General features: G+C 34.9%; 14 protein-coding genes. 7 read left to right on the top strand and 7 right to left on the bottom strand.

Features of this window, described 5'->3' with window-relative positions; genetic code table 11:
- Window positions 1-111: 111 nt before the first annotated feature.
- Both DF281_RS03825 and DF281_RS03820 read left to right on the top strand, forming a co-directional pair.
- Window positions 112-1269: an exonuclease SbcCD subunit D gene (locus DF281_RS03825; RefSeq protein ID WP_109348919.1), complete on the top strand. Its 1158-nt coding sequence runs from the start codon at window positions 112-114 to the stop codon at window positions 1267-1269.
- Complete coding sequence (locus DF281_RS03820) at window positions 1266-4337, top strand: AAA family ATPase (RefSeq protein WP_109348918.1); 3072 nt, start codon at window positions 1266-1268, stop codon at window positions 4335-4337. The genes DF281_RS03825 and DF281_RS03820 overlap by 4 nt, the downstream gene beginning before the upstream one ends.
- A gap of 44 nt (window positions 4338-4381) precedes the next feature.
- On the opposite strand, the gene DF281_RS03815 is transcribed toward DF281_RS03820, so the two are convergent.
- On the bottom strand, window positions 4382-4609 hold the full coding sequence (locus DF281_RS03815; protein WP_109348917.1) for a hypothetical protein: 228 nt from the start codon (window positions 4607-4609) through the stop codon (window positions 4382-4384).
- Window positions 4610-4715: 106 nt separating this feature from the next.
- Here DF281_RS03815 and DF281_RS03810 point away from each other — a divergent pair, with 106 nt between their 5' ends.
- Entirely contained in the window at window positions 4716-4970 is a 255-nt protein-coding gene (locus DF281_RS03810) for a hypothetical protein (protein ID WP_109348916.1), read from the top strand.
- 30 nt (window positions 4971-5000) lie between these two features.
- Here the strand turns inward: DF281_RS03810 and DF281_RS03805 are convergent, their stop codons facing one another.
- Window positions 5001-5732, bottom strand: coding sequence for a MerR family transcriptional regulator (locus tag DF281_RS03805; protein ID WP_109348915.1), 732 nt, complete (start codon window positions 5730-5732; stop codon window positions 5001-5003).
- A gap of 113 nt (window positions 5733-5845) precedes the next feature.
- Between DF281_RS03805 and DF281_RS03800 the strand changes: the two genes are divergently transcribed.
- The 3 genes from DF281_RS03800 (at window position 5846) to DF281_RS03790 (ending at window position 8823) form a co-directional block, all read left to right on the top strand.
- Window positions 5846-6268 (top strand): hypothetical protein, encoded by a 423-nt coding sequence (locus DF281_RS03800; protein WP_109348914.1) that lies wholly within the window; start codon window positions 5846-5848, stop codon window positions 6266-6268.
- A gap of 68 nt (window positions 6269-6336) precedes the next feature.
- On the top strand, window positions 6337-7065 hold the full coding sequence (locus DF281_RS03795) for a hypothetical protein (RefSeq protein WP_109348913.1): 729 nt from the start codon (window positions 6337-6339) through the stop codon (window positions 7063-7065).
- A 132-nt stretch (window positions 7066-7197) separates the two neighbouring features.
- On the top strand, window positions 7198-8823 hold the full coding sequence (locus DF281_RS03790) for a Na/Pi cotransporter family protein (RefSeq protein WP_109348982.1): 1626 nt from the start codon (window positions 7198-7200) through the stop codon (window positions 8821-8823).
- A gap of 394 nt (window positions 8824-9217) precedes the next feature.
- On the opposite strand, the gene DF281_RS03785 is transcribed toward DF281_RS03790, so the two are convergent.
- Window positions 9218-9703 carry a DUF1572 family protein gene (locus tag DF281_RS03785; protein WP_109348912.1) on the bottom strand — a complete coding sequence of 162 codons (486 nt, stop codon included), beginning with the start codon at window positions 9701-9703 and terminating at the stop codon, window positions 9218-9220.
- 17 nt (window positions 9704-9720) lie between these two features.
- Complete coding sequence (locus tag DF281_RS03780) at window positions 9721-10491, bottom strand: sulfite exporter TauE/SafE family protein (RefSeq protein ID WP_109348911.1); 771 nt, start codon at window positions 10489-10491, stop codon at window positions 9721-9723.
- 94 nt (window positions 10492-10585) lie between these two features.
- Here DF281_RS03780 and DF281_RS03775 point away from each other — a divergent pair, with 94 nt between their 5' ends.
- Window positions 10586-11374: a TrmB family transcriptional regulator gene (locus DF281_RS03775; RefSeq protein ID WP_109348910.1), complete on the top strand. Its 789-nt coding sequence runs from the start codon at window positions 10586-10588 to the stop codon at window positions 11372-11374.
- Window positions 11375-11415: 41 nt separating this feature from the next.
- On the opposite strand, the gene DF281_RS14680 is transcribed toward DF281_RS03775, so the two are convergent.
- The 3 genes from DF281_RS14680 to DF281_RS03765 all read right to left on the bottom strand — a co-directional run bounded on the left by DF281_RS14680 (window position 11416) and on the right by DF281_RS03765 (window position 14396).
- Window positions 11416-11562, bottom strand: a complete 147-nt coding sequence (locus DF281_RS14680) for a hypothetical protein (protein WP_166636063.1) — start codon at window positions 11560-11562, stop codon at window positions 11416-11418.
- Between the two features lie 109 nt (window positions 11563-11671).
- Window positions 11672-13645 (bottom strand): FtsX-like permease family protein, encoded by a 1974-nt coding sequence (locus DF281_RS03770; RefSeq protein WP_109348909.1) that lies wholly within the window; start codon window positions 13643-13645, stop codon window positions 11672-11674.
- A complete protein-coding gene (locus DF281_RS03765) occupies window positions 13635-14396 on the bottom strand; it encodes an ABC transporter ATP-binding protein (RefSeq protein ID WP_109348908.1) in 762 nt (253 codons plus the stop codon). Before DF281_RS03765 ends, DF281_RS03770 begins: the two co-directional genes overlap by 11 nt.
- Between the last annotated feature and the right edge of the window lie 30 nt (window positions 14397-14426).

Here is a 14426-nt window from a genome sequence, read left to right as displayed (position 1 = left end):
AATAATCATCCTTTATGTATAGTATTGTTTCTAGTATATAATAAAGTAGACAGTAGATGTACAATATTTTGCACGATTAATTGATATACTTATTAAAAAGGAGGAATTTAATTGAAAATTATACATACAGCCGATTGGCATCTAGGAAAAGTAGTTCAAGGAGTGTCAATGTTAGAGGATCAAAAGTATATAATCGAACAGTTTCTTCAACATGTAAAGGAAATAAAACCGGACGCGATCATCATAGCAGGTGATTTATATGACCGATCGATTCCGCCAGTTGAAGCAGTTCAATTACTGGATCAAACTTTCTCGATTATTATAAAAGAATTAAATATCCCAATTATTGCGATTGCGGGAAATCATGATAGTACGAGTCGAGTGGATTTTGGCTCGACGATTTTTAAAGAAAGTAATTTACATTTAGTCGGGAAATTAAAAAAGGAAATGCCCCCGATTATTCTACAAGATAAATATGGCGAAATAGCGTTCCACCTAATCCCATTTGCGGATCCACAAGAAGTGAGATATGTATTTGAAGATGATTCTGTCAAAACAAACGAGCAAGCGATGGAAAAGATTATCGAACATATTCCATTTAACGAAGGGCGAAATATTAGTATTGCGCATGCTTTTGTCACGAAAAATGGGGAACAGATTGAGAATACAGATGAAAGTGAAAGACCTTTATCAATAGGAGGCTCGGAATGTATTGACGCCAATCTATTCGACAAATTCGACTATACCGCACTTGGCCACTTACATCAGGCACATTTTGTTCAAAGCGAAAAAATTCGTTATAGCGGTTCTCCTTTAAAATATAGTATTTCAGAAGCAACACATCAAAAAGGTTTCCTAGTTGTTGACATGGCTGCGAATGGCGAGGTAGAAATCGAAAAAATCCCATTAAATCCTAAGCGAGATATGAGAAGAATCGAAGGATATATGAAGGATTTATTAGAAATGGCTCCGAGTGAAGATTATGTCTATGTTACTTTACACGATGAAGCGGTGATTATTGCCCCTATGGAAAAAATAAGAACAGTATTCCCAAATGCGATGCACGTTGATCGAACGATGAATCATACTATTGTTGATGCTGGAGAATCAGTTGTTGAGAGTAAACATAAGATGGATACTACGACTTTATTTAACGCCTTTTATGGTGAGATTTTAAATGAAGAGCCTGATGAGCAGATGATGACTTTATTTAATGAATTACTTGCAGAAGAATTAGTAGAAGAAAGAGAAGGAGGTCGTACGAAATGAAACCAATTAAATTGAGTATGACTGCATTTGGCCCATATCGAGACACAGAAACAATCGATTTCACGGAATTGGAGTCAAATCAAATATTCGTCATTTCTGGTGCAACTGGCGCTGGTAAAACGACGATTTTTGATGGCATCTGTTTTGCATTGTATGGCAGTGTAAGTGGGGAAGAACGTGAAAATGCTGGCAATGTACGAAGTGATTTTGCGACGGACGATTTACATACTTCAGTAGAGCTCGTTTTTCAAATAAAGGGGAAGAAATATCGCATTCTTCGACAAATCGGCCATGTGAAGAAGGGAAATAAGTCTTCAACAGGCGATAAAACTGAATTTGTAGAAATAGTAGATGGCCAAGAAATTCCTGTACTTGATTCACATCGTGTCCGTGATTTGAATTTGAAATTAGAAGAATTAATCGGCTTAACAAAGGATCAATTCAAGCAAATTGTCATGCTACCACAAGGTGAATTTAGAAAATTATTAACATCTGATTCGAAAAATAAAGAAGCAATTTTAAGAAAGATTTTCAAAACGGAAAGCTTCGATCAAATGACAAATCGCCTGAAATCAAAGAAAACAGAAGCTGAAAAACAGATGGCCGCTATTCAAGCTGAAGAACAAGCATTCATCCAAAATATTCAAGATACGCTGCCACTTCGTCAAAGTAAAGTGTTCGAAGTGTTAGCTCAAGAGTATAAATCATCTACGCAACTGATTGCAGGATTGCAGGAAGAAGCCGAATATTATGAGGAATTAACGACTTCACAACAAGCTTTATTAGATGATCAAAAAAGAGTAGTCGATCAAGTTCAAAAAGAATTTAATCACGCCGAGCAGTTTAATAAGGAATTGGCACTTTATGAACAAGCTAAAATTGAAAAAACTCGTTTAGAAAGTAAAGAAGAGTATATTCAAGGACAAAGAAACCAATTAACTCAAGCTGAAAAAGCAGAGCATATCATCCCGTATGAACAGACTTTTCGCAATCAAAGAATGGAACTGGTGAAACTTCAAGAACAGCTTACTGCATTAATCGCGCAAAGCAAAGAAGCTTCACAGCGATTTGAAGAAGCAAAAAAAGAATATGATGCATTTCAAAAAAATATGCCACAGCAGCAAAATGATTTGGATCAACTAAAAGATTGGAACAGAATTCTTCCATTTTATGCAGAAGTAACTCAATTACAAAAACAATTACAATTAAAAACGGTTGATTTTGAGAAAATGCAGAAAGATATTGTAAATTGGACGGAACAATCAAAGATTATTAAAAGTGAGATTGTCATTCTAAATGATGAAAGAAAGAAATTGAAACTGGCTACTGAAAAATTTGAAGAAGTTTACGAGCAGAAATCAAAAGTCGATCAAGTTGTAACGCGCGCTCAAAAAGCAGAAGCGTATAAGAAAGACTTGTCACAAATCGAAGAGTTACAAAAGAATGCCGTCATTTTATTTGAACAGGCAAAAGTTGATTATTCGGAGTTAGAAAAAAACTGGATTTCTAGCCAAGCGTATATTTTAGCCGAGCAACTGGTTGATGGAGAACCTTGTCCGGTTTGTGGGAGCAAAAGCCATGAAAAAATGCATGATCTTACGGCTACAGTAGTGACGAAAGAAGATTTGGAAGCGGCAAATGAAAAAAGGCAGAAATCAGAAAAAGAGCTTCACAGTTTTCAGGCTAAAATCGAACAGTTACATGAGTTAATCGCACAAGAAAATCAAATGATTGAAGAAGTGACAACAGAAGGACTACCTTATTTACTAACTTTACAGCAGCAATTATCGGCACAGTTACATGAGATCCAAAATAATAAAAGCAAGCTAAATCAATTAGAGCAAACAAGCGCAAGTAAAGAAGATTCACTTGAAAAAATGAGGAATTCGTTAAATGAACTGAATGTAATGAGTAGTCAAAGTTCGATGGAAATCTCAGAACTACAATTATTAATTCGGGAGAAGACAGCGCAACTTCCAAAATCATTTGAACATCAACAGCAATTAGAAAATTCAATTGCTGAGCTAATGAAGAAAACGACAGTATTTGAGCGCGAAATGAAGAATGCCATTACACAATATGAAATTGCATTGAAAAACTCAACTTCAGTAATGACTTCACAGGAAAATCAGCAAAAATACGTCCAACAAGCCGAAGAAAAATTAGCGCAAGCCGAGGAGCAGTTTAAGGCGAAAGTGTTAGAAGCAGGGTTTGAAAACGGAAAAGAATATACATCCGCACGATTACTACCAGAACAAATGACTGCAATTCGTCAAGAATTAGAGAAATTCAGTCAGCAATTATTTGCATTAAATCAGCAAATTGAAAAAGGTAAAGCACAATTTGATCAACAAGAGAAATTTGAACTTGAAAAAATTCAATTGAAATTATCAACTGAAACGGCGCAACTGACTCAAAGAATTAATGACATAAATAATACAGTTCATTTAACGAAAAATATTGCACGAATGCTCCAACAGATGAAAAAATCAAATGAAGAGAAAGCTGCATTAGAAAGTAGAGCAGGCAATATTATTAAACTATATGATCTTCTTTCAGGGAAAAATACGCAGAAAATCTCATTTGAGCGATATTTACAAATTGAGTATTTGGAACAAATCATTCAGGCAGCTAATGAGCGATTACTACCTCTTTCAAATGGTCAGTACCGCCTATCGAGAAGTGAAAGACTTGATTCGAACGGTAAGCAATCTGGATTAAGCCTAGATGTTTATGACACGTATACAGGGCAAGAACGTGATGTGAAGACGCTATCGGGCGGTGAGCAATTTAATGCATCACTCTGCCTTGCACTTGGAATGAGTGATATGATTCAAAGCTTTAGAGGAAATGTTCAGATGGAGACGATGTTTGTCGATGAAGGATTTGGTACGCTTGATGAAGAAGCTTTGGCGAAAGCGATTGATACGCTAGTCGAACTACAAAAAACGGGTCGAATGATCGGGATTATTTCGCATGTTGCTGAATTAAAAGATACAATTCCAGCGACATTACTCGTGAAAAAATCAAAAGAAGGCTATAGTCACACTCAATTTATGATTAAATAAAAAAGCAGGAATCGTTTTAACAACGATTCCTGCTTTACATATAATTACGCTTCGAAAATATTATTCGGCTGAACAACTTCTCTTGCAATGGCGATTGCCCCGTTTTTACGTAAATGCAAAATTGCTTCTTCAGAGCTGTTCAGGATTTTTTCGATATAGTATTCCTGTTTTTCAGGATCGATGCCCATCCCTTTGAACTCGTCATGAAACGCATAAGTATACACGTTTTTTTCAGTTTCAGTCAATTCACCTAGATTTTTTGCTCCGTCCAATTTACAACACCCTCTATTTCATAGTAAAGTAAGTATACATCTTTTTATAAATAACTGAAACCTACCAATCGATATAAACGTATTATGAATGAGGAGTGGATCGACAATGCTTTGGATTATGATAATTGTAGTAGTTGTTGCGAGTTTATTAGGCGATGCCTATCATAGACATTTGAAGTTTAGAGAGCGTAAATTGAAAATTGAGTCTAGTATGTTAGAAAAGCAATTACAGCTAGAACAAGTGAAGCATGAAACATTTAAACTAGAAACAGAGAAATTGCGATTAGATTTACAAAAAGACGTTCAAAATGCACCATCAAAAGATGAATTACTTGAATATAAAGTGAAAGATAAGAATTAGCAAAAAAGAGGCCATTTTATGACCTCTTTTTTATTTTGAACTATAAGCTTGCATCGCAATTTGTAAGAACTGTGCTAATCCATTACCGTATTGATCGATATTCTTTGTGAAACGTTCATCTTGTACATATAACATGCCTAGTCCAGCAAAAGCTTCCTTCGAATAATTGCCAAAATGTTGATTTAGAAATTTGAAGAAACTGTCCATTTCTTTCAATACTTCGGGGGAATTAGGTTTAGAATTGCGCAATTTAGATAGTTTTTTAAACTGCTGCTGCCATAAATTTTGTAACTCTATAGAAGAAAACTGCGCCATTTTTATTTTTGAATCACGGATTGCCTTTTCACCAAATAGTTGTTTTGCTTCTTCTTCATAGGGGTTTTGGTCGAATAAACTACCATTAAATTTTTCTTTTGCTGACATTTGTATCTCTCCTTCAATTGCTTTCTGTGTTTGTCGAATTGTACGAATCATCTGATCATACTGCCGCATTTTCTCATTTGCGATCTTCTCTTGAAATTGTAGTGAAGCAAGTAAATCAAAATTAGGTGAATTGAGAATTTCGATAATTTTTTTCAATGAAAATCCTAATTCTTTATAAAATAAGATTTGTTGTAGCTGATCGACAGAATGCTCATTATAAATACGATATCCTGCATCATTTATTGTTGCGGGCTTGAGCAATCCTATTTTGTCATAATGTTGCAAAGTTCTTTTGGAAACCCTAACTATGTCACTTAAATCCCCAATTAAATAGTTCATAATATCCCTCCTTAAGTGCAACTATATTGTATGACGTAACGTAATGGTCAAGCGTTATTGACAAAATTATTTCAATCTCATATTCTAGTATATATAGGAACGGAGTGAATATTTTGAAAAAAATGTTAGTAGCGATTTTAGTAATCGCATTATTCACAATGACAGCATGTTCAAATGATACGGCTAAAATTGAAAAAGTGGATCAAGCACCTGCGAAAGTCCAAAAATTAATGGATGGCTTTATGAAAGATGAAGTTTCAGGTGGTTATTATTTATTAAACAATGATAAAGCTGAGTATTATTTGTATGTTCAAGGGGATCGTCGAGATCGTTCAATGTTAGCAACAGATATTAAAGATGCAGAATTATCGTTAAAAGGGAAAGATGTTACAATTACAGTAAAAACAGAGCGAGTAAATGTTCAAGGATCGAAAAATCGTGATGTTTTGTATAAAGTAACTTTGCCTAAAAAGACAGATACAATCAAATTAATCGTTGATGGAAAAGAAGGCTCGTTTAAACGAGTTTTTTATTAAACAGCATGGTTCGCCATGTTGTTTTTTTATATATGAAAATGGGAATAAATTGAGGAGGAGTGAATAGGATGAATGCAAAGACTGCTAGGAAAATAGAAAGTGAGAAAGAACGCGTTCGCTATACGTTCAAATTATATATTAGTTATTTAATTGCAGCACTTATTTTAGTCGTACTTACAAATATCGTTGTTAAAATCAAAGGTTTTCCTGATGCAGATTGGTTTGCGGCGGATGAGGGAAGCTGGATTGCTTTTTATGGTACATTAATTGGCGGTTTCATCACATTGTTAGGGGTTAATCAGACAATTCGATTCACGCAAGCAGAGGATCGCCGTTTGCAAGCGATTGAAGATGAGGAAAATGAAAAGAAAGAAGATCTTCAATTAATCCGTCGTTTATGGGATTTAGAAGCAGGCTATCAGCAGTTATCAAAAGAATTGCATCGAACAATCGTGAAATTGGATGAAATGCATGAACCGAGCGTAGTAAAAATCGAGCAAATTCTGATGCAATTTCAACAATCAATCCGCCATTTTGATTTCATATCACTTTCTGCAAAAATTGATTGGGAAACATATGATCTCGTGAATCAGCAGCTTGGGAAAGTGCGACAAATCATTTTATTGGCGGAAACGGACTTATATGATCAACATTCTGCGGACGATATTGATTTACAAAAAATCCGTTTAATTGATGTATTAAGAAAAGAAAAAATCGATATTGATCAACGTGACGATCTTTTTGAGCAGAAAAGGGCATATTTAGAAGAAAAGCATTTAAAAAAAGATTCCGCATAATTATTCAAAAAACTTAGGAAATGATGGTATAATACAATTTGATGAATTATTTCTGAGTAGGTGTTATATGACTAATATGGGGATATTAATGCATGAAACAACACCAAAAACAGATAGAAAGTTGAGATGAACATGAATTTAGACTATCAACAGATGATTTTTCAATTTTTAGGCGGACTTGGGCTATTCCTTTTCTCTATTAAATTTATGGGAGATGGATTACAAAAAGCAGCGGGAGATCGACTTAGAGACCTTTTGGACCGTTTCACTACGAATCCGATAAAAGGTGTGCTAGTAGGTATTCTTGTCACAGCCTTAATTCAATCAAGCTCTGGTACGACGGTTATTACAGTCGGACTAGTATCAGCAGGATTTATGACTTTAAAGCAAGCAATCGGTGTCATTATGGGTGCAAATATCGGTACAACGGTAACAGCGCTAATAATTGGTATTGATATTGGTGAATATGCATTCCCAATACTTGCGGTAGGGGCAGTCCTTCTATTCTTCTTTAAACAAAGAAATGTACAAAATATTGGTCAAATCGTCTTCGGTTTTGGTGGATTATTCGTCGGTCTGAATTTCATGAGTGATGGAATGAAGCCATTGCGAGATGCACCAGCATTCGTCGATATGATGTTGTCCATGAGTGATCACTCGGTACTGGGCGTATTAGTCGGTACGATTTTCACATTAATTGTACAGTCATCAAGTGCGACCATTGGTATTTTACAAGGATTGTATGCAGATGGCCTGATTAATTTACAAGGTGCTTTGCCGGTACTATTCGGAGATAATATTGGAACGACGATTACAGTAGTTTTAGCATCATTAGGTGCAAGTGTTGCCGCAAAACGTGCAGCCGCTACACATGTAATGTTCAACATCGTTGGAACGATTATTTTCCTAATTCTATTAGTTCCATTCTTGGCATTTGTAGAGTATATTAGCCGTACATTAGGACTTGAAGCCAAAATGCAAATTGCCTTTGCTCACGGAACATTCAACATCGTCAATACATTGATTCAATTACCATTCATTGGTTTATGGGCATATATTGTCACGAAGATGATTCCAGGCAAAGAAGACGAAATCGAAATTACAAATCAAGACTTTGATTATTCAATTATCGAGAAGTCACCAAATATTGCATTAGCACAAGCGAAAGAAGAAATTATTAAAATGGGTGGATACAGTGTGGAAGGCTTAAAACACGCACTGATTTATTTCGAAACGAAGAAAACAGATGATGCTGCGAAAACGATGCAATTAGAAGTAGCAATTAACTCGCTTGATCGACGCATTACGAATTTCTTAGTCGAAGTATCTAAAAAATCACTATCCAATAAAGATTCAAATGAACACGTAATGCAACTGGATCTTATTCGAGATTTCGAACGTGTGGGGGACCATGTTGAGAATTTAGTCGAATTAATCGAGTATAAAGATAATCACAAAGTTTACTTAAGTGATGAAGCACGTAAAGAAGTAACAGAGATGTTCGAATACACGACTGAAACGGTTCGAATGTCAGTCGAAGCATTTGAAACACTTGATAAATCAATCGCACAAGAAGTTTTAAAACGCGAAGATCATATCGATTTAATGGAAAGACAATTACGTAAACGCCATATTCACCGTTTAAACAATGGTGTATGTACGGGTGAAGCAGGTATCGTCTTTGCAGATATCATCTCCAATTTAGAGCGAGTAGGCGATCACGCATCAAATGTAGCAAAAGCAGTAATTGAATATTAGTATTGAGAAAGGTATGGAATCTATTGATTTCATACCTTTTTGGCTCTTTGTTAAATAGTTTTGGTGAGCGTTCTCAGTTGATTGAAAATCGCTCTTTTTTTAGTGCGAAATGTAAAAAGTCTCGATTGAGCTAGTTTTCAAAATCCCTTCCACTAAATGTTGTTCAAGAATTTCTGTAAGTTATCATAGATTTTTCTTTTTCAACGTAATTAAGTTAATGGTAAGTATTCAGTGCAGTAAATTGAAAATAAAGACTTGTCAACTAAAAATCAAATAACAATACTAGATTACCAATTGCTACAAAAATGAGTAAGGAAACAAGTAATATTAAGTTTTAAGTAATTTGGAAACGCTAAACAAAATCCCTAACACAAAACCGTGTTAGGGATTTTCATTATTTCTTCTTTGCAATTGAAAGTGTTTGCCATTGATCTTGTAATAATAGTTTACCAAGTACCATCATTTGTGCAATATGACCTGAATAATGAACGAGTTGCGCTAGTAGAGCAGATGTTACGGACATTTCCTTGCCTTTTACTGATACATTTTGATCGAGTTGTTCAACTGTTAATGAACGAACCGTTTCATAATACAGAGCCCAAGATTGTTCCCAATTGGCAAGCAATGATTGACAATCTAAATGTTGAGCTTCAAATTCACCATCGCGATCACGCGAGGCTTTTTCGCCATCGGTTGTTAGAAAATCTGTACTTCTCGAATCAATATTGCCTGAAATATGTTGAACAAGTACACCGATACTATTGTTTTCGTGATCAGGTGTCCAATAAAGTTGATCTTCAGGAATTTGCGCAACAGTTAGATCCGCTTGTTTCTTAATTTTATCCATTTCTTTTAAATATGCTTCAATAAAAGTATTCATATTGTACCTCCGAAATATTATTTAAAGAAAAAATCATATGTGTTTTTCGCTAATAAAACTACGGTAACGAAAATGAAAAGTCCTCGAACATAGCCAGAACCTTTGCGAATAGCAAATCTTGAACCAACGATTGCTCCGAAGATTTGAGCAAATGCCATTGGAATACCGTAAGCATAGTTGATTTGACCGAGAAATGCGAACATAATTAATGCCGCTAAGTTACTACCGAAATTCATTAGTTTCGCATTACCAGCTGCTTTTAAGAAATCATGCCCCATTGTTAAAAATGCGAAAATTAAAAATGAACCAGTACCAGGGCCTAAGAAACCATCATAGAATCCGATTAAAAAGATGACGACAATGAATAGGAACATTTTTTGTGGTGTATGATCCTTCTTCACTTCAATACTGCCCCAGTCTTTTTTGAATACTGTGTATACAAGGACGAGTGCTAACATAATCAACATGAGTGGTTTGAGCATTTCAGGATCCATAATATGTACTGCGAATGCCCCAATTAGTCCTCCAAAGAATGTGAGAGGGAAGTATTTCAAGCCTGCTCGAATATCTAACTTACCAGATCGATAGAATGTGATTGTTGAAGTTAATGAACCGACCATTCCTGCTAATTTATTTGTCGCAATGGAAGCGGCAGGGCTCAAACCTAAATAAAGAAGTGCGGGTAAACCAATTAATCCACCGCCACCGACGACAGAATCGATAAATGCGGCTACAAAACCTGCTATTAAAAGAATTATAAGTAATTGTGGATCTAAATCAAATGGCATTATTTACGTCCTTTCTATTAGTTACTATCATAATAGTAACTAATTATGTTATGATTGTAAATAATAATTATTAGAAAAGTGAGGCGATTCGGAAATGCAGAAAATAATTGATTTATTAAAAAGAACGGGCTATACAGAATATGAATCAAAAGCATATATTGCATTGCTGCAAAACGAAGGTGTTACTGCTTATCAAATAAGTAAGGATTCTGGCATTCCGCGCGCTAGAATTTATGATGTATTAGGTAGCTTACTCGAAAAGGGAATTGTTACAAAAAATGAAGTGGAAGATAAAATCTATTATCAACCATTGCCTGTAGATGTATTTTTAAAGAAAACGACTGAAGATTGGCAGGATGACTTTAGTTCGTTAAGTAATTCGCTCAATAGTTTAAAGCAAAAACAAAAAACAGCAGTTGCTAAAGTTGTGGAAATCCGTGAAAAGGATACGATTTTAACGTATATTCGCTCAATCATTGAAAATGCTCAACAGAAGGTCATCGTATCGATGTGGGATGATCTATATGAATTATTAGCGGAGGATTTACGAGAGATTTCTAAAAAAGTGCCTGTTCATGGTATTACTTTGCATGTTGAAAATGGCATTGAAACGGTTGATAAACATCGAAGTACATTTTTTACGGAAAAGCCTAATTCGAATAGTTGGTTCATTGTTTCGGTTGATAGTAGTCAACTAATTTATGGACCTTCCATTTCAGAAGATATGAATGCATTTTATACGAATGATCCCGTACATATTCGATTATTGGAAGATTATATTTGGCATGATGTGCTTGTTAACCGCGTCGTTAGTCGCAGCGAAAATCATATGGAAGATTGGGTGAAGGAAGAACGCGCGAAGTTTTTCATGGATGATCGATAAAAAATAAGCTAATTGCGGAATTATGCGCAACTAGCTTATTTTTAGATTGATGGATTAAACTTACGTAACATTTCCATCAATTTTTCTTTTTCTTTTAAGTATTGTTCCTGTGTGACAGTTTGATCTTCAAGCATTTTAGCAAGTTCTGCAAGTTTGCGCATGATCATCATCTTATCTAAATCATTCATGTGAAAAGCCCCTTTAAAACTATAGTAATTACATTTTACTATTTCTCAATGTTGAAAGCCACAGTATTTAATAAACCCCTTCACAAAGTGTTGGGAAGGGGTTAGTTGATTATAGTGCTTGTTTCACAATTTTTTTATAGTAAAGCGTAGTGAATACAGCAAAGATTGAATAAAGCGCGACATAGATTGAGATTGTAATGAATAGTGGTGCAGTTAATTCAGAACCGAAGAACATCCAACCAGATTTAACAGCGAAGTAACTGTGTAATACACCGATTAAAAGTGGAAGTCCGAAACTAAAGATTTGTTTCAGAATAATGCCTTTCATAATCTCTTGTTCTGTAAAGCCAATTTTACGTAATGTCGTGAATGAAGCTTTTTCTTCTTCTGCTTCCGACATTTGTTTGAAGTATAAAATACTACCCGTTGCTAATAAGAAGGCACATCCGATAAATCCAGCGATGAAGATGACTAACCCTAAAGCTTCGATTTGCATATTTAGATTCTGGTTTTTCGAAAAAATGTTTGTAGATGCGTGTTTCGAATTAAATTCACCATTATTTGTAGTTTGATCATAGATTTTTTGCACTTTAATAACGTCTTCAGGGTGAATATTATATCCAGTGTAAGATTTCCAAATCGTAGCTGTACGAATATCTTTTTGAACTTTTAATTGATCAAACACATGGTCTGGTACGATGATTGAATACGATCCATAAGTTAACATACTTGGCACAATTGATTTTTGTGCAATTTCTTTTACGATTAATTTCTTTTGTAAGTTATGAACATCAACATTAATTTCTTCATCTGCTTTAAGCGGTAATAATGATGCCATTACTTGACTATAACCGCTTAAATAAGCTTCATTATTCGATAATTCAAGGTCAGGAATAACTTTTTTCGCTTGTGAATAAGGAATGACAAGATTTTCAAATGAAGTGTTGAATTCAGAATCCTTTGGTACAGTATTTTTCAAAAGTTTACGCGTATCAACTTGAACAGTTAATGGTGTAAATTCGTATTTCGTAAATTCGATTTCTTCTTTTTTCAATGATTGCTCGAATTTTTCATTTTGATTTAAAATAATGAAATCATACGGAGAGCTTTGATTTGCTGTTGATTCAGCACCGTAGTAAGCGATGTATCCTAGTGATAAAATCCCTAACGCTAATCCTGTTAAAATTGTGATCAACGAAAGTGATAATGAGCTTGATTTCATGCGGTGCATAATAGGTGTTACTGCTAATACATCACCTAATCGTAAATGACCTTTTTTGCTTGAGCGAATTAAGTTCATAATGAAAGCCACTGAATAGCGGAAAACTAAAAATGTCCCGATAATAACAGTTCCTAAAATTACACCCATTGAGATGAACATATCATTCATCGATACATTATCGCTAATTTTGAATAATACTGTTGAACGGTAGTAACCATAAACGATTAAAACGATCCCGAACAGCCCAATGACAAGTTTAAAGAATGAGATTTTTTTGATTTTTTGCTCTGCTTTACTTTCAGCGTGGAATAAATCAAGTAATTTTGAACGAGAGATGATCCAAATTGTTTGAAGCATGATGACAACTAATACGATGGCGAATACAACGATTGTTTTCCAAAGCGCTTCTGGTGAGAAGTATAGAGTGACAAGTTGTTCGCTTTTAATAACTTTTAAAAATGCCATTGTAAATAGGCGAGAGAAGAAGAAACCAAGTGCGATACCTGTAGCGATCGCGATGATCCATAATATAATATTTTCAACTAAAATCATCCAACTAATTGTTGATTTTGGCATACCAATCATTTGATAAAGCCCGATTTCTTTACTACGGCGTTTCATGAATAATTGATTCGCATAGAAAACGAATAGAACGACGATGATTAGTAAAATAATCGAGCCAACTGAAAATGCTGCGCCAGCTTTTACGTTAGAATTTTTTAATAAAGTGACACTATCATTTGTTGAAATCGTTAAAAATGAGAAATATAAAGTTGTACTAAAAATAAGGGCGAAGAAGTATAGGAAGTAATGTTTAATATTCTTGCGCATACTTCTGAAAACTAGCGTACTAAGCTTCATTTGGCTCACCACCTAGTACGGCTTGCGTGTTCATAATTTGTTGGAAAAACTCCGTACGGCTATGTTCTCCTTTATAAAGCTCCGTATAAATTTTACCGTCTTTTAAGAATAATACACGGCTACAATAACTTGCAGCGACCGCATCATGTGTCACCATCATGATTGTAATATGGTTTGCTTTATTCAATTTTTCGATACTTTCTAAAAGTGCAGCAGCTGATTTTGAATCTAGCGCACCAGTAGGTTCATCACCGAAAATAATTGAAGGTTTCATAATTAACGCACGAGCCGCAGCAGTTCTTTGTTTTTGACCGCCTGAAATTTCATTTGGATATTGATTTAAAATACCTTCGATTCCAAGTTGTTTCACAAGTTCTTGGCAACGAGCTTCCGCTTCATCTTTTTTCGTTTTATTAACCGCAAGAGGAAGTAGGATATTTTCTTTGACTGTTAATGTATCAAGAAGATTATAGTCTTGGAAAATGAAGCCCATCTCTGTACGACGTAGTTTCGATAGTTCTTTTGATTTTAAGTCTTGCAGTGAATTGCCATTTATTTCAACGACACCTGAAGTGTATGTGTCTATGGAGCATAACACATTCAGTAATGTAGTTTTACCAGAACCTGAAGGGCCCATGATGCCAACAAATTCACCTGATTGTACATCTAAATCTATACCTTTTAAAACTTGAGTTGCTGATTGTTTTTTACCGTAGCTTTTTGTAAGTTTTCTCGCTTTGACGATTTCCAAAAGAAACGCCTCCTTTATTTGATACATTAA

This window comes from Kurthia zopfii (genome assembly GCF_003143955.1).
GTDB lineage: Bacteria > Bacillota > Bacilli > Bacillales_A > Planococcaceae > Kurthia > Kurthia zopfii.
This window is presented reverse-complemented; position numbering and strand designations above follow the sequence as displayed.